Origin of the sequence: Ectopseudomonas composti, assembly GCF_001567565.1 — a bacterium.
Classification (GTDB): domain Bacteria; phylum Pseudomonadota; class Gammaproteobacteria; order Pseudomonadales; family Pseudomonadaceae; genus Aquipseudomonas; species Aquipseudomonas composti_A.
Map to the genome: position 1 here is coordinate 310,473 of NZ_LSSW01000028.1, position 16,112 is coordinate 326,584.

At 65.4% G+C, this 16,112-nt stretch carries 15 protein-coding genes; 3 read left to right on the forward strand and 12 right to left on the reverse strand.

Annotated features, from left to right (window positions below):
- Positions 1–49: 49 nt before the first annotated feature.
- Both PCLY_RS16225 and PCLY_RS16230 read left to right on the forward strand, forming a co-directional pair.
- Positions 50–640 (forward strand): TetR/AcrR family transcriptional regulator, encoded by a 591-nt coding sequence (locus tag PCLY_RS16225; RefSeq protein ID WP_231740170.1) that lies wholly within the window; start codon positions 50–52, stop codon positions 638–640.
- Positions 641–667: 27 nt separating this feature from the next.
- Positions 668–1,777, forward strand: coding sequence for an NADH:flavin oxidoreductase (locus PCLY_RS16230; RefSeq protein ID WP_061240665.1), 1,110 nt, complete (start codon positions 668–670; stop codon positions 1,775–1,777).
- Between the two features lie 147 nt (positions 1,778–1,924).
- Here the strand turns inward: PCLY_RS16230 and PCLY_RS16235 are convergent, their stop codons facing one another.
- Both PCLY_RS16235 and cysZ read right to left on the reverse strand, forming a co-directional pair.
- Positions 1,925–3,139 carry a glycosyltransferase family 4 protein gene (locus PCLY_RS16235; RefSeq protein WP_061240666.1) on the reverse strand — a complete coding sequence of 405 codons (1,215 nt, stop codon included), beginning with the start codon at positions 3,137–3,139 and terminating at the stop codon, positions 1,925–1,927.
- 67 nt (positions 3,140–3,206) lie between these two features.
- Positions 3,207–3,938 (reverse strand): sulfate transporter CysZ, encoded by a 732-nt coding sequence (cysZ, locus tag PCLY_RS16240; protein WP_061240667.1) that lies wholly within the window; start codon positions 3,936–3,938, stop codon positions 3,207–3,209.
- Positions 3,939–4,208: 270 nt separating this feature from the next.
- On the opposite strand from cysZ, the gene trxB reads away from it, so the two are divergent.
- Entirely contained in the window at positions 4,209–5,156 is a 948-nt protein-coding gene (gene trxB / locus PCLY_RS16245; RefSeq protein WP_061240668.1) for a thioredoxin-disulfide reductase, read from the forward strand.
- Positions 5,157–5,358: 202 nt separating this feature from the next.
- On the opposite strand, the gene PCLY_RS16250 is transcribed toward trxB, so the two are convergent.
- From PCLY_RS16250 to PCLY_RS16295, 10 genes are all read right to left on the reverse strand, one after another.
- Positions 5,359–6,540, reverse strand: a complete 1,182-nt coding sequence (locus PCLY_RS16250; RefSeq protein ID WP_061240669.1) for an AAA family ATPase — start codon at positions 6,538–6,540, stop codon at positions 5,359–5,361.
- A 21-nt stretch (positions 6,541–6,561) separates the two neighbouring features.
- Positions 6,562–6,930 (reverse strand): hypothetical protein, encoded by a 369-nt coding sequence (locus PCLY_RS16255; protein ID WP_061240670.1) that lies wholly within the window; start codon positions 6,928–6,930, stop codon positions 6,562–6,564.
- Positions 6,927–7,757 (reverse strand): SDR family oxidoreductase, encoded by an 831-nt coding sequence (locus tag PCLY_RS16260; RefSeq protein ID WP_061240671.1) that lies wholly within the window; start codon positions 7,755–7,757, stop codon positions 6,927–6,929. The genes PCLY_RS16255 and PCLY_RS16260 overlap by 4 nt, the downstream gene beginning before the upstream one ends.
- A gap of 225 nt (positions 7,758–7,982) precedes the next feature.
- Positions 7,983–8,447 (reverse strand): hypothetical protein, encoded by a 465-nt coding sequence (locus tag PCLY_RS16265; protein WP_061240672.1) that lies wholly within the window; start codon positions 8,445–8,447, stop codon positions 7,983–7,985.
- 178 nt (positions 8,448–8,625) lie between these two features.
- On the reverse strand, positions 8,626–10,062 hold the full coding sequence (locus tag PCLY_RS16270) for a mannose-1-phosphate guanylyltransferase/mannose-6-phosphate isomerase (RefSeq protein ID WP_061240673.1): 1,437 nt from the start codon (positions 10,060–10,062) through the stop codon (positions 8,626–8,628).
- Between the two features lie 102 nt (positions 10,063–10,164).
- Positions 10,165–10,812, reverse strand: coding sequence for an alginate O-acetyltransferase AlgF (locus tag PCLY_RS16275; protein WP_061240674.1), 648 nt, complete (start codon positions 10,810–10,812; stop codon positions 10,165–10,167).
- A 25-nt stretch (positions 10,813–10,837) separates the two neighbouring features.
- Positions 10,838–11,971 (reverse strand): alginate O-acetyltransferase, encoded by a 1,134-nt coding sequence (locus PCLY_RS16280; protein WP_061240675.1) that lies wholly within the window; start codon positions 11,969–11,971, stop codon positions 10,838–10,840.
- Positions 11,972–11,986: 15 nt separating this feature from the next.
- Positions 11,987–13,438: an MBOAT family O-acyltransferase gene (locus PCLY_RS16285; RefSeq protein ID WP_061240676.1), complete on the reverse strand. Its 1,452-nt coding sequence runs from the start codon at positions 13,436–13,438 to the stop codon at positions 11,987–11,989.
- A gap of 153 nt (positions 13,439–13,591) precedes the next feature.
- Entirely contained in the window at positions 13,592–14,668 is a 1,077-nt protein-coding gene (locus tag PCLY_RS16290; RefSeq protein ID WP_061240677.1) for a mannuronate-specific alginate lyase, read from the reverse strand.
- Positions 14,669–14,678: 10 nt separating this feature from the next.
- Complete coding sequence (locus tag PCLY_RS16295) at positions 14,679–16,109, reverse strand: alginate O-acetyltransferase (protein ID WP_061240678.1); 1,431 nt, start codon at positions 16,107–16,109, stop codon at positions 14,679–14,681.
- Positions 16,110–16,112: the final 3 nt, after the last annotated feature.

The window sequence follows — 16,112 nt, forward strand, 5'->3', positions numbered from 1 at the left end:
TATCAATAGTGCTGTGCCGAGCGAGACGACCGGTCATATGCTCGGCGCCATGAACAGCATTCGACTCGACAAGCGCGACCTGATCCTGAGCAAAGGCTCGGCGGTGATGACCCGGCGCGGCTATCACGGCACCGGCGTGCTGGAGATCGTCCAGGCGGCCGGGATTCCCAAGGGCAGCTTCTATCACTACTTTGCCAGCAAGGAAGACTTCGCCCTGCAGGCGCTGGCTTTCATCTATCGCCCGCGTCTGGCGCGATACGCCCAGGCGCTGAATGATCCGGCGTCGAGCCCGCGGGCGCGCATCCTTGGCTATTACCGTGAGCTGCTGGCGCATTTCGCCCGCCAGGAGACGCCGCAGTACCACTGCTTCATCGGCAGCCTGAGTTTCGAGATGAGCGAGATGCTGCCGGCGATCGGCGCTGAAGTCGCGGCCATCCAGCAGGCATCGGTGGACATCCTGCGCGGCTGCCTGGAGCAGGCGCAGGCAGCCGGTGAACTGCCGGCCGACGAGGACTGCGGCAACCTCGCCACCTTCATCAGCGATGCCTGGCAGGGCGTGTTGGCCCGCCTCAAGGTCGGCCGCAACCAGCAGCCGCTGCAAGCTTTCGTCACCCGCCTGGAGCGTTTGCTGCAGGCCTGATTACCCTTCAACCCCAGAGGAAAGATGATGAGCGCTCCCGTTCAAGCCCTGTTCGCCCCGTTCCGCCTCGGTAACCTGGAGCTGCCGACCCGTGTGGTCATGGCGCCGATGACCCGTTCGTTCTCTCCCGGTGGCGTACCCAATGCCCAGGTCATCGAGTACTACCGTCGCCGCGCGGCTGCGGGCGTGGGCCTGATCGTCACCGAAGGCACCACGGTCGGGCACAAGGCCGCCAATGGGTATCCGAACGTGCCGCGTTTCTACGGCGAAGATGCCCTGGCCGGCTGGAAGCTGGTGGTCGACGCCGTACATGCCGAAGGCGGCAAGATCGTCCCGCAGCTCTGGCATGTCGGCAACGTAAGGCGCCTGGGCACCGAGCCGGATGCCAGCGTGCCCGGCTATGGGCCGATGGAAAAGCTCAAGGACGGCGAAGTGGTGGTGCATGGCATGACCCAGGCCGATATCGATGAGGTGATCGCCGCCTTCGCCCAGGCTGCACGCGATGCCAAGGCCATTGGCATGGACGGCGTGGAGATCCACGGCGCCCACGGTTACCTGATCGACCAGTTCTTCTGGGAAGGCAGCAACCAGCGCACCGATGGCTACGGTGGCGACCTGGCGGCGCGTTCGCGTTTCGCCATCGAGCTGATCCAGGCGGTGCGCGCGGCGGTCGGCCCGGACTTCCCGATCATCCTGCGTTACTCGCAGTGGAAGCAGCAGGACTACACCGCGCGTCTGGTGCAGACCCCGGAGCAGCTGGAAGCCTTCCTCAAGCCGCTGTCCGATGCTGGCGTGGACATTTTCCATTGCTCGACCCGCCGTTTCTGGGAGCCGGAGTTCGAAGGCAGCGACCTCAACCTGGCCGGCTGGACACGTAAGCTCACCGGCAAGCCGACCATCACCGTCGGCAGCGTCGGCCTGGATGGCGAGTTCCTGCAGTTCATGGTCAAGACCGACAAGGTGGCCGAGCCTGCCAGCCTCGAGAATCTGCTCGAGCGCCTGAACAAGCAGGAATTCGACCTGGTAGCGGTGGGGCGCGCGTTGCTGGTCGACCCGGACTGGGCGCTGAAGGTGCGCGAAGGTCGCGAGCAGGACATCCTGCCGTTCAGTCGCGAGGCGTTGACCACGCTGGTCTGAACCTGGCTTTCCAGGGCGCCGCGAGCCGGCGCCTGGTTTTCCCAGCCCCGGCACATCGGGGCTTTTTTATGGCTGCTGGTTGAGGGGGCGCCGTGCTCGGTATCGTGGCTGGTCCCGGTGCGCACGGCGCACCCTATGGGGAATGTATCAGTGCTCCGACGTTTTGCTCGGGATCGCCACCGGGGTGTCGACGTTTACCGGCTGGGTCCGCTCGGGCACCGGCTGCATGGCATTGCGCAGGTGTTGCTCGAACAGCGTGACGATGCCGTCCCAGCTCAGGTGGCTGGCGTGCCGACGGGCGTTGAGGCGGATATGCCGCAATACCTCCGTGTCACCCAGCAGGTCACAGGCCGCTTCGCAGAAGCCGGCCTCATCTCCGGGGCGGGCGAGCATGCCGTTGTGGCCGTGATGGATATGCTGGGCGGCCGCTGCCTGGTCGTATGCCACCACGCCCAGGCTCGATGCTAGGGCCTCCAGCACCACATTGCCGAAGGTTTCCGAGAGGCTGGGGAACAGGAACAGGTCGCCCGAGGCATAGTGTGTGGCCAGCGCTTCCCCTCGTTGCAGGCCGCAGAAGTGCGCCTCCGGTAGCTGCGCCTGCAGGCTTGCACGCAGCGGCCCATCACCCACCAGGATCAGGCGCATGCGGCGCTGCGGGTGAGTTGCCTGCAGGGCGTGGAAGGCCTTGACCAGCAGACCGAGGTTCTTCTCTGCGGCCAGACGCCCGACATGCAGCACGGCCAGGTCATCGGGCCCCAGACCCCAGCTTTCGCGCAGGGCATCGCTGCGCCGGCGTGGATGGAACAGCTGGCTGTCGACCCCACGGGCGAGCAGGGCCAGGCGTTCGAAGTCACGACGTTCGAGATCGACCTTCTGGCCGATGCTCGGTACCAGGGTCAGTTGCGTGCGGTTGTGGAACCAGCGCAGGTAGTTGGTCATCGCCCGCGTCAGCAGGCCGATACCGTAGTGCCCGGTGTACTGCTGAAAATTGGTGTGAAAGCCGCTGACCACCGGGATCGTCAGGCGTCTGGCGGCCCGCAGCGCGGACAGCCCCAGCGGACCCTCGGTGGCGATGTAGAGCACGTCCGGGCGTTGCTGTTGCCAGCGTCTGAGCAGCTTGTGCAGCGACGACTGGCCCCATTGCAGGCCGGGGTAGCCGGGGAGCGGCCAGCCACGAGTGAGCAGCAGGTCGTCGTTGCCGTCCTGCTCCTGATCGAGCTCCTGGCGTGGCCGTATCAATTGCACGCGATGGCCGTTGCCTCGCAGGCCATCGACCAGGCGGCCGAGGGTGTTGGCCACGCCGTTGATTTCCGGCGGGAAGGTTTCGCTGATCAGCGCGACATGCAGAGAGGATGCGTTCATGTACGCAGTCTCTGCCTGTGCGATGTAAGGTTTGTGACGTTCGCGTTGCGTCTTTGTGACGGGGCGGCTAGCCGCGCTCGCGTACCCAGAACAGCGTGGCCCCGGCCACCGCCGCCGGCATCATCAGGATGTTCAGGCCCGGCACCAGCAGCGCGGCGTAAGTGATGCCGCCGAAGCTCAGGCTCTGCCAGCGTTTTTCGCGCAGCCAGGCGAGCATGTCCTGCCAGCTCATCTTGTTGTTGTCCGCCGGGTAGTCGATGTACTGCACGGCCATCATCCATACGCCGAACAGCAGCCACAGTGGTGCGGCAATCAGATTCACCACCGGGATGAAACTGAGGATCAGCAGGGCGATGGCGCGCGGCAGGAAGTAGGCCAGCTTGCGCATTTCCCGGCCGAGGGTGCGTGGCACCATGGCGGTCAGCTCGGCGATGCTGAAGGGCGGGAAGTGGTCTTCGCCGCGCACTACCACCTCGACCTTCTCGGCGAGGAAACCGTTGAACGGCGCAGCGATGATGTTGGCCAGCAGGGTGAAGGTGAAGAACACCATCAGCAATACCAGCACCACGAACAAGGGCCAGAGGATGTACTGCAGGAAGCTCAGCCAGTTCGGCAGGCTGGGCATGAAGGTGTCGACCCAGCCACTGAACTCGTTGACGGCGAAGCCGATCAGGGCGGCGAACAGGATCAGATTGACCGTCAGTGGCAGGAGTACGAACAGACGCAGGCCGGGGCTGAGCACCAGCTTCAGACCTTCTCGCAGGTATTGCGGGCCAGACAGAACGGGAGCGGCGGGCATGGCGGCCTCCTGAGTGGTTGATGCGCGCGACCATACCGACTTCGTCGCTGCGGCGAAAGTTCAGGCCTGTGGTCAGGTTCAACTTTGCAGCCATAGTCGGACTCTATGCGTGGAATTGGTAATGGGTATTTCCTCTGTCTTTGCGTGCTCGATAGCCTTGCCCGCAGTTTCCCTTTTGCGGGGCTCTCATCCTTCCAAGCCTTCCCCTAGTGCTTCGAGAGTCCCTTTTTATTTCGCCAGCCGGCCCTGTAGGCCCGCGAGGAGTTAGCGATGTCCGCTGTTCGTCATGCCCGCGTCATCATTCTGGGCTCCGGCCCCGCCGGGTACAGCGCGGCCGTGTATGCCGCGCGCGCCAACCTGAAGCCGCTGCTGATCACCGGCATCCAGGCTGGCGGCCAGCTGACGACGACCACCGAGGTGGACAACTGGCCGGGCGACCCGCATGGCCTGACCGGCCCTGCACTGATGCAGCGCATGCAGGAGCATGCCGAGCGCTTCGAGACCGAGATCGTGTTCGATCACATCAACGCCGTGGATCTCGCCGGCAAGCCGTTGACCCTGGTCGGTGACAGTGCCACTTACAGCTGCGATGCACTGATCATCGCCACCGGCGCCAGTGCGCGCTACCTGGGGCTGCCCAGCGAGGAAGCATTCATGGGCCGTGGCGTTTCCGCGTGCGCGACCTGCGACGGCTTCTTCTATCGGGGCCGTGAGGTGGCGGTGGTCGGCGGCGGCAATACGGCGGTCGAAGAGGCGCTGTACCTGGCCAATATCGCCAGCAAGGTGACGCTGGTGCATCGGCGCAACGCCTTTCGTGCCGAGAAGATCCTGCAGAACAAGCTGCAGGCGCGGGTGGCCGAGGGCAAGATCGAGCTACAGCTCAATGCCGAGGTCGATGAGGTGCTGGGCGACGCCAGCGGCGTCACCGGCGTGCGCCTCAAGCAGTACGGCGGCGCTTATCGTGAGCTGAACGTGGATGGCCTGTTCGTCGCCATCGGCCACACGCCCAATACCAGCCTGTTCGAAGGCCAGCTGGAGCTGAAGGACGGTTACCTGGTGGTCAATGGCGGGCGTGAAGGCAATGCCACCGCGACCAGCATCCCCGGCGTGTTCGCCGCCGGGGACGTGGCCGACTCGGTGTACCGGCAGGCGATTACCTCGGCCGGTGCCGGCTGCATGGCGGCGCTGGATGTGGAGCGCTATCTCGACGGCCATTGAGCCCGAGTGCGCCTGCAGGAGCGGCTTCAGCCGCGAAAGCGCTGACCAGTGGCCCCGGATTTGACCCGGACGCAATTGTGCGACGGACAGGGCGCGCTGTGCATTCTGCAGAACCGCAGTCATGCGTCGATGGCGGGTGGTATTGGCAGCCGCTGTGCGCGGCCTGGGTGGCCTGGCGACACCCTACGGGGCTGCGAACGACTCAATCCGGCCAGTGCCAGGGCGGCTCGTCCAGCATGCCCTGGCCGCGAATGCAGGTCTGACCGAGCTGCTTGTCCAGCTCCAGGATGTTGCACTCGGGGCTTTCCCTGAGCGTGGCGATCAGGCGGCTGGCGTGGGACACCACCCACACCTGGGTCTGCCGCGAGGCGGCGATGATCAGGCGCCCGAGTGCCGGCAGCAGATCCGGGTGCAGGCTGGTTTCCGGCTCGTTGAGCACCATCAGTGACGGCGGTCGCGGCGTAAGCAGGGCGGCGACCAGCAGCAGGTAGCGCAGTGTGCCATCGGACAGTTCAGCGGCTCCCAGTGGACGTAGCAATCCTTCCTGATGCAGCTCGACGACGAAGCGCCCACCGGCCTGGAAATCGATGCGCAGGCGGCTGCCGGGGAAGGCGTCTTCGATGGCGGCATCCAGTGCGGCAGGGTCACCGATCTCGCGGATGGTCTGCAGTGCGGCGGCCAGATCACGGCCATCGTGATGCAGCACCGGCGTACGGGTGCCCAGCTGCGGTTGCCGCGCCGGGGCGTCGGCATCGCTGCGAAAATGATCGTAGAAGCGCCAGCGGCGGATGGTTTCCCGCAGTTGGAAGACTTCCGGGCAGTTGGGGTCATTGCCGATCTGATCGAACAGGCTGTCGTAGTTCGGCACATGCTGGGCCAGTACCTCCCAGCTGCGACCTTCACGCATGCGCACCATGGCTCCGGCGCGATCTACCAGCAGCGACGCCGGCCGGTAGCTGGCGCCGGCCCAGATGCACTCGCGCTTGATCTCCGGGTCGAGGGCGAATGCACTTGGCGTGGTGCGATCCTCACCCGAGTTCGATTCGGGCAGGCCCAGGGCGATGCTGTAGCCGAAATCGTCTCCGGCGAAGCCCAGGCGCAGGCGCATCGCGCCTTGCCGCGGACCTCCCTGCACCGCTACCTCGCCATTGCGCATGCGCCGCGAAACCTTCTCCGGCCCGGCCCAGAAACTCGACTCCAGGCCGCCCTCGCGGGCCAGTGCATTGACTACCCCACCTTGCGCGGTTTCCGCCAGCAGGCGCAGGGCACGATAGAGATTGGATTTGCCACTGCCGTTGGCGCCGGTGATCAGGTTGAGCCGACCCAGCGGCAGGATCAGGCGGTTGATCGAGCGGTAGTTGGCGACGGCGAGGGTATGCAGCATGAGTGTCGTCCTGACGAGAGATCAGCGGCCCCAGCGCGGCGAAAAGGCCCACCAGGCCAGCAGCGGGTAGCACAGGTAGTGCAGGCTGAACAGAAACAGGCCCATGGGGCTGGGTGTGTCCTGCATGTACATCATGCCCAGCAGGCCCAGGTAGAGCAGCGCGAGCACGCCGCCATAGAGCAGGGTGAAACGCCAGCGCTCGGCACGGCTCGGTGCACGCCCCTGACGCCAGTGAAAGACCAGCGCTAGCCCGGCAGCGATGGCGGCGGCGATCAGCAAGGTGGTGAACACGCCGCCCAGGCGCACGAAGGTGCGCAGCAGCAGGTTCAGCACGATGGCCGCGGCGATCCCGGCAGTCGCGTAGTAGCGCAATTGCAGGCCCTGGCTCACAGGCTGCGTACCAGGCCGAAGCGTTTGCGCAGAATGCGTTCGAGCAGCGCCTTGGGCAGCAGCGCGGCGAGCAGTGGCAAGGCGCGGCTGCCGTTGCCCAGGCGCAGCAGGCGCGGGCGTTTGTCGCGTTGCACGGCGGCGAGCAGCTGTGCGGCGAAATCGCTGGCTGGGGTCGGGTTGTCCTGCGAGGCGTTGGCGCGCGCCCGGATGCCTTCACGCAGCGGCCACCAGGGCGAATCCTCACGGATCAGCGCCTCGGCCTGCTGGCTGGCGTTGCTGGCGAAACTGGAGGCGATGGCGCCGGGCTGCACTTCCATGACCTCGATGGCGAACGGCGCCAGCTCCATGCGCAGTGCATCGCTCAAGGCATGCACGGCGGCCTTGGACGCGCAGTAGGCGCCGGCGAATGGCGTAACCAGTACGCCGGAGACGCTGCCGATATTGACCACCAGACCGCGGCTGCGGCGCAGCAGCGGGAACAATGCGCGGGTCACCCCGACGATGGAGAAGACATTGGTTTCGAACTGCTTGCGCATGGCCTCCACGCCGCCGTCGAGCAACGGGCCCATGGCGCCATAGCCGGCGTTGTTGATCAGCACATCGAGGCCGCCGATCTCTTCGCTCAGGCGTGTTGCCAGCTGCTGCAGCGCCTCGCCGTCGTTGACGTCGAGCTGCACGGCCTGCAGCCCGGCCTGTTCGAGCGCCGCGAGGTCACTGTCTTTGCGCGCCGTGGCCCAGACCGCGTAGCCGCCCGCCTTGAAGGCGTCGGCCAGGGCGCGGCCGATGCCGCTGGAGCAGCCTGTGATCAGAACGCTGGGTTGGGGCATGGCGGGGTTCCCTGGGCGGCGAATGGGGCTGCAGCTTAGCAGGCTGGGGATGCTGGGGTAGCGATTGAGGTGGTGGCGAGCTGTCCGCTGGCGCTGCAAGCGGCTGGCGTCCCGGTACACATCGCGCGCTTTCGTAGCCCGGATGAAATCCGGGAACCGTCACAAGCAGCATCCCCGGATTGCATCCGGGCTACGAGGCTGGCGTTGCTGAGTTCGCCCAGCGGGTTAACGGATGAACTTGCCCTGCAGGCGCTCGGCGCGAAACTCCAGGGTGGCGGGGCGATAGCCGCTGCGCAGGTCGGGTAGGGGCATGCAGTCGCTCCAGCTGCCGCCGGGCAGCAGCTCGCCCGGGCCTCTGTAGCGTGGCGATTCGTACAGGCGTTGGGCGAGGTTGGTGGTGTTGCCAGGGCGGTAGGCCGCGACTTCCCAGCGCAGTTCTTGCAGGGCGGCATCGCTGCCGTTCTTCAGGTCGATGGCCAGCGGTTGATCGGCGGGGCAGCGCTGCGGATCGTAGCTCAGGCGCAGTTCGAGATGGGCCAGGTAGCGTTCGTCCTGGCTTTCTTGCCAGATCACCCAGGTGGCCACCAGGCCGATACCGACCAGCGCGGCCATGGACACCGGCAGGGCCTTGGTCGGGTAGCGGATCAGCAGGATCAGCCAGGTGATGACGAGTACGACACCGAACAGCATGAGGACAGCCTTTTGCGAAGTCTGCGCTCATCCTACACAAGCTGTCTGGTCAGGGTAACCGCGAGGCCTGTCGCAGAGTGTGACAGGCCCACAGGTCGGGATGGCAGGTGAGAAGGGCGTAGCCCGCATGCAATCCGGGGGCGAGAGCGACCCCGAGTGCATGCGGGCTACGAACGACTCAATGGGTGGCGACGGCTGCCACCGCATCGCTGCGGCCGTACACGTCTTCCAGACGCTCGATGTCGTCTTCACCCAGGTAGGTGCCGGACTGCACCTCGATGATCTCCAGCGGAATCTTGCCCGGGTTGGCCAGGCGATGCACGGAGGTCATCGGGATGTAGCAGGACTGGTTCTCGGTGAGCAGGAACTCGCGGTCGTCGCAGGTCACCCTGGCCGTGCCGGATACCACGATCCAGTGCTCGGCACGGTGGTGGTGCATCTGCAGCGACAGCTGCGCGCCCGGCTTGACGGTGATGTGCTTGACCTGGAAGCGGCCGCCCATGTCCACCGAGTCGTACGAGCCCCAGGGGCGGTAAACCGCGCAGTGGTTCTGGGTTTCGCTGCGGCCCTGCTCGTCGAGCCTGTTGACCAGTTTCTTGACGTCTTGCACGCGGTCCTTGTGGGCGATCATCGTGGCGTCCTTGGTTTCCACCACCACGATGTCGTCCAGACCGAGCACCGACACCAGCTTGCCGTTGCCGTGCACCAGGCAGTTGCGGCTGTCCTCGAGCAGCACGTCACCGCTGATGACGTTGCCGGCGTCGTCCTTGTCGTGCACGTCCCAGATCGACGACCAGCTGCCGACGTCGTTCCAGCCAGCGCTCAGCGGCACCACGCAGGCGTGGCTGGTCTTCTCCATCACCGCGTAGTCGATGGAGTTGTCCGGGCAGCAGGCGAAGGTGGCCGGATCGATGGCGATTTCGCCTTCCTTGCGCTGGCTGCGCTCCAGCGCCAGCAGGCAGGTGTCGTAGATGTCCACGTCGTGCTGCTTGAGTTCTTCCAGGAAGCGACTGGCGCGGAACAGGAACATGCCGCTGTTCCAGTAGTAGTCGCCACTCTTCACATACTCGGTGGCGCGCAGGGCATCGGGCTTCTCGACGAAGTTGGCGACGCGCGCGACACCCTCGGGCAGGGCACCGTCGGCCTTGCCACGGATGTAGCCGTAGCCGGTTTCCGGGCGGTCGGCCGGCACACCGAACAGCACCATCTCGCCTTTCTCGGCCGCCACGGTGGCCAGCGCCAGGGCCTGGCGGAAGGCTTGCTGGTCGTCCAGCACGTGGTCGGCTGGCAGCACCAGCATCAGTTCGTCACGGCCCTCGGCCATCAGCTGCAGGGCAGCCATGGCCACGGCTGGCGCGGTGTTGCGGCCGAAGGGTTCGAGCAGCAGCAGTTGGGCCTGCTGGCTGATCTGTTCCAGCTGCTCATGGACGATGAAACGGTGCTCCTGGTTGGCCACCAGCACCGGCGGTTGCATGCCTTCGATGGAGAGGCGCTGCAGGGTCTGCTGGAACAGCGTTTGTTCGCCGGTCAGGGCGAGGAATTGCTTGGGGTACAGCTTGCGCGAAAGAGGCCAGAGTCGGGAGCCGCTGCCACCGGAAAGGATGATGGGGGTCATGATGTGTCTCTCCTTAACGTTCATTACGAGATGGATGCCCGTGTCGTGTCGGTGCGGCGTGTACCCGCCGTTTTCCTTGTTCTAGAAAATCCGTTCATCGTCTCAGCCGTCGATGGGGCGCTTGACCCACACGGGCGACAGCTTGCCCTGGCCGCCGGTGACGAACAGGCTGACCACTTCGCCGCGCTCCAGGGTCACCGGTTTCAGGTCGGCGACCTTGCGCTCACCGTCGAACAGCGCCAGGCCGACCTTGACCGGGTTGATCTCGCGGTCGCCACGGCCATCGGGCTTGACGTCAGCGACCACGGCGGTCTTGCCGTCGGCGGTCTTCAGGGTGAGGGTGCTGTCGCTCAGGTTCTGCACGCGCAGCAGGGCTTTCTGTCGGCTGGTGAAGGGCGGCTCCTCGACCAGGCGCGGTTTGGCGCCGGTCTGGCTGACCAGGGTGTAGTAGTGCTCGGGCTCCAGATCCACCGGCATCTGCGTGTTGCCGACCTGGGCCTGATAGCTGCCGGCGGGTAGGAATTTGAAGTCGCTCGAACCCAGCGGCGAGATCTGCTTGAGCTGGGTTTGGCCGACGGCGACATCGAGCTCGGCACTGCTGGCGTTGTAGGCGCGCACGAAGGCCGAGCCTTTCGGTGCCTTGGGCCCGTAGAGGGCGCCGTCATCGGCGTGCGCCTGGATCATGCCGAGGCCCAGGGCCAGGGCGCAGGCGCCCAGAGTGAAGCGGCGTAGAGTGGTTTGAGTGTTCATCGGATAGTCCTCCTTGGGGGATGAATCAGTGACTGGCGGCAGCCAGCCCCTGGCGCTCGCCGCCGTTTTTCAGCGCGGCGAGCCATTGCGGGTCGAAATCGGTGAAGTCGCTGGTCATCGGCAGGTAGCGCTCGGGGAATTCCCAGATCACCAGCTGCGGTGGGTCGTTCTTCAGTTCCTCGCTTTGCAGGTACTTGAGCATCGGCACCAGCGGGCCGCCGCCTTCCTCGGCGTAGTTGGCTAGATCGCGTTGCAAGTGCTCACGCAGCGCGCCGGCGAAGTTCCACGATGGGTTGGCGCTGTAGCTGGTGCCGACCAGCGCCACCGGCAGATCGCTGTCGCCGAACAGGTCGTCACCGCTCGCTTCGGCGGCGTGGGTTTCGCGTTGCTGCAGGCGGTCGGCCTGCGGCATCAGGCTTTCGAACAGCGGTGCCAGTGGCAGGAAACGGGTCAGGTCGCCCTGGTGCGAGCGGGTCTGCACGGTCTCGGTGACGAACTGCTGCGGCTCGCCACGCAGTTGCATGGCGCTGTGCACCACGTCGCTCAGGGCGCGGGCGGTCACGTCGGCACCTTGCGGCGTCCAGTGAGTGTCGGTGCGCAGGAACATCGGCGCCTCGCTCTTGGCCGCCTGCAGTGGACCGAGCAGGTCCGGCGCGGCGATGCCGGCATTGCGCACCGCGCGATGGAAGCGCGGGTACAGGCTGCGCTGCAGCGCGCTGGGCTGATGGGCGCCGGTGTGTTCCGGATACAGACGGGTCTTGGCCGGAACGATGGCCAGCAACAGCTGGATATCGCGTTCTTCCAGCTGGCGCTGCACGCCACGGATCAGCGCCAGGTTGTCGCGCAACTGGCGCTGACCATCGGCTACCGGATCGAACTCCTCGTCCGAGTACAGCCAGCCGTCCTCGCCGACTACCAGGCCGCTGCGGCCTTCGCCGAACGCCAGGTACTCCAGGGCGGCCCAGAGGTTGATACCGGCCTGCTTGAGCGGGAAGTTCTCGTCATAGTGGTGCTCGATGCTCTTGGCCAGGCTGCCATTCAGCACGCTGGGCTTGGCCGGCATGTGGTAGTCGGCGAGCCTGGTCAGGGCCAGCAGGCTGACGGGCAGCAGCAACAGGATGAACAGTACGACGTACAGGGTCTTGATGGGACGACTCATATGCTCGGCCTCCGCTCAGAACTGGAAGTAGAGGAAGGGGGAGTAGCTCTGCGCCGAGAGCTTGAGCAGCGAGGCGCAGAACAGCAGCAGCAGGGCGCCGCGCACGGCCACCAGGCGCAGGTCGATGGCCTGCAGGGCGACACCGGCGCTGGCCAGGGTCAGCGCCGGCTCACGGTTGCGGCTGGCGAGGAACTGGCGGGCGCCGTTGACGGCGATCACCACCCAGGCCAGCACCAGCGTGACCATCTGCAGGCCGGTGATGCTGGCCAGGGTCAGCCCGCTCAGGTGCCAGTCGCTGAAGCTGAACAGGGCGGCGTACATGCGTCCGGCCACGTCCAGGTTCTCGGCGCGGAAGATCACCCAGCCGAGCATCACCAGCAGCAGGGTGAAGGCCCATTTCAGCGGGTTGAACAGCGTCGGTGCGGCCTTTACGCCGAGGGCGCGCTCGATGGCCAGCCAGGTGCCGTGCCAGGCGCCCCAGATCAGGAAGGTCCAGTTGGCGCCGTGCCAGAAACCGCCGAGCAGCATGGTCAGGAACAGGTTGCGGTAGGTGTTGAAGGTGCCGTGACGGTTGCCACCCAGCGGTACGTAGAGATAGTCACGCAGCCAGGTCGACAGGCTGATGTGCCAGCGCCGCCAGAACTCGGTGATCGACTGGCTGATATAGGGCTGGTTGAAGTTCTCCATGAAGCGAAAGCCCATCATCAGGCCCAGACCGATGGCCATGTCGCTGTAGCCGGAGAAGTCGAAGTACAGCTGCGCGGTGTAGGCGATCATGCCCAGCCAGGCGTCGCCGGTGCTGGGGTTCTGCAGGGCGAAGCAGTGATCGACCAGCGGTGCCAGGCTGTCGGCGATGAACACCTTCTTGACGAAGCCTTGCATGAAGCGCGTGGCGCCTTCGCTGAACTTGTCCAGGCTGTGCGTGCGGTCGGTGAACTGGTCGGCCAGGTCCTTGTAGCGCAGCACCGGGCCGGCGATCAGCTGGGGGAACAGGGCGATGAACGCGGCGAAGTTGATCAGGTTGCGCGTCGGCTCGGTGTCCTTGCGGTACACGTCGATCAGGTAGCTGATCGACTGGAAGATGTAGAAGGAGATACCGATCGGCAGGATCACCGAGGTCAGCACGAAGGGCTCGAGGCCGAAGGATTCGAGCACGGCATTGATGTTGGCCACGCCGAAGTTGGCGTACTTGAAGTAGCCCAGCGTGGCCAGGTTGCCGATCACCCCGGCCACCACCCAGCGGCGTGCGGTCTCGGTGCCGGCATGCGCATGGATACGCAGGCCGAAGATGTAGTTCCACATCGTCACGGCCGCGAACAGCAGGAGGAAATCCACCCGCCACCAGGCATAGAAGGTGTAGCTGCCGATCAGGATCAGCAGGTTGCGCCCGCGATTCGGGCACAGGTAATACAAGCCGAGGAAGATCGGCAGGAACAGGAACAAAAAGACGTTGGATGAAAAGACCATCCGTGCTTCTCCGAAAACAGCCGGGGCAGCGCCCCCCTTTCCCCCCGCGAGCGGAGGGTTTGTTTTGTTACGTCCTGTAGGAGCGGCTGGGCGGCATTCCGCTTCAGCCGCGAAAAAAATCGCGGCTGAAGCCGCTCCTACAAGAGCAGTGCATCAACGCCCGCCGTCGAACACCTGGGTCACCTCGCCACCCAGACGGAAGCTGTTGAACGGCCCCATCTCCTGGTTCAGTTCACGGGTCTGCTCGCTGCAGGCGTAGAGGCTGCAGTAGGGCGCCAGCCAGGCGTACTTGAAGTGCTTGCGCAGCTCGCTCATGTCCTGCTTGGCGCCGGTACGCTGGGCGAACGCTGCCGGGTTGCGCGCGCCCTGCAGCACCCGTTCGGCCAGGCGCTGCAGGGCGCCGTGATTCTCGCCACGCAGGTCGACCTGGTTGGCCTCGGCGAACGCGGCGATCATCGCCAGCGGTGGCAGGGCGTAGTTGTGGTAGGCCAGGGCACGTTGGCTGCGGCGCATTTCGTTGGCCAGGTAGCCCTCGTTGTCGACCTGATTGGCGGCGATGCGGAACTGGCTGACGGACCAGTCGAACAGGTCGCGACGATCGTCGATCACCGCCACCGCCATGACCGACCAGGCGGCCCAGTAACTGTGGTTGTTGATCTTGCGCAGCGGCAGGTCGCTCCACTCACGTACCGTGTGCTCGGCCAGGCGAGTGAACCAGGCTTCGATGCGGGCGCTCTGCTGCGGGTAAGCGGCCAGTGGCTGCGACTCGGAAAACTTCAGGCGCAGCCAGGCGCCGGCCAGGCTGCCGAGTGCCCATTTGCGCATCGACTTGCCGGTGTGGTTGAACTGATCGGACTCCAGCGCATCGGCGCTGGCCCACTGGTCGAGCCATTCGATGGCGCATTCCAGCCGCTCCGGCTGACCGGTGCGCATGTAGCCGGTGATCATCCGCCCGGCTTCCTTCTCCAGGCGGGTGATGTGCGAGGTCTGCTCGCGGAAGTTCTTCTCCGCCTTGCGGTTGAGGGTGGCGCGTGCCTTGCCGGAACCCTCGTACTTGCTGGTGAACTGCAACTCACCGGTGTACGGCTGCGGCACCGCCGGGCAGGCAGGGGCCTTGCCCTCGCGCTGGCCCACGGCGGCGTAGTAGCCCGTCGGCGGTTGCAGCGCGGCGAAGGCCGGGGCGCTGAGTAGCAGCGCCACAAGGGTGAAGGGTGCGAGTCGTGCAGGCATGGTGGCCTCCTCAGTCGTTCGCGTGATGCTGCGCGACCTGCTGGCCAGGCCCGCTCGGGCGCTGGCACAGGCTGGCCTGGACTTTCAGGTCGTCGGCGCTGTCTTCGGGCTTCTGGATTTCCAGGGCGAAGAAGTTCTCGTCGCCCCAGCCCGGCTCGTCGCGCAGCTCCACGGCGAAGCGTCCGTCGGTGTCGACGGTGTTGGGTTTTTCCAGCTTGAGCTGCTCGCGGCGGCCGTTGAGGTACCAGATGGTGGCGTCGACGCGCTTGACCGATGGATCGCTGAAGCGCAGATCGAGCTGGTGGCGGTTGCCGCGCAGGGTCAGCAGCTTGTTCTCGCCGTTGACCAGCACTTCGTTGCTGCCCGGATGCAGGCGTTTTTTGCTGCTCAGCAGCTCGGTCTGGCCGCTGCAGCCGTTGTTCAGGGTGGCCATCAGCTGGCGGTGGATCTTGTCCGAGGCCAGGTCGTAGAGCGGCGAGAATTCCCAGATCAGGACCTTCGGCGGATCGTTCTGGAACGAATCGCTGGCCAGGTATTCGAGCATCGCACCTTCCAGGCCGCCGCCGGGGAAGGCGGCGTTGAGCACGTCGGTGCCCAGGTATTGTTCGAGGAAGCCGCCGAAGTTGTAGTTCTTGCCACTGTGGCTGGTACCGATCAAGGCAATCTGCGGGCTGCTCTCATCGCCGAACAGGGCGTCGCCATCGCTGGCATTCTTCGGTTCGGTGATGAACTGATCGACGTACTGCACCGCATAACCGGTGCCACACAGTTGGCTGGCGACGTTCTGCATGGTGCCGGTCTTGCCCATCAGGCCGACGCGTTCGGTGACGAATTCCTTGTGCGGAATATCTTCGAAGCCGGGGATGCGTTTGACCGTTTCGGCCACCAGGCGCGCGGTGCGCTCGGCGCCGTAAGGTGTCCAGTGCTGGTCGCGGCGGAAGTAGAACTCCTTGGCATCCTTCTCGTCGGTAAGCCCGCTCAGATCCGGCACCCAGATGCCCAGCTGCTCGAAGCGGCTCAGCGCCTGACGATAGTTGCGCAGGGCCTTGTCGTAGTCGAAACGTTCATAGTCGGCCGGGCGCAGCTTGCTGCGATTGACCAGGCCACGGGTCGGTTGGTAGACCACCACCAGCTCCACGCCACGCTGCTTGAGGCCGTCGCGCAACTCCTTGAGGCGTTGGTAGCCGACCTCGCTGGTGCCGAACTCGGTGCGCAGGTCCTCGACGCTGCGGAATAGCCAGCCCTCGTCGGCATCCATCAGGGTGACGAAGTTCTTCATGTAGTTGGTGGTGTAGCGGCTGGCATCGTGCGCGGCCGGGCACAGCGAGCAGCAGTCTTCGACCTGGTAGTGCGGTGCCTGGCGCTCTTCGGCCTGCAGGTTGCTGCCGAAGGCGGCGCAGGTCACTGCCAGGGCCAGGGTTTTCAGTTTGTATGCGGTCATGGG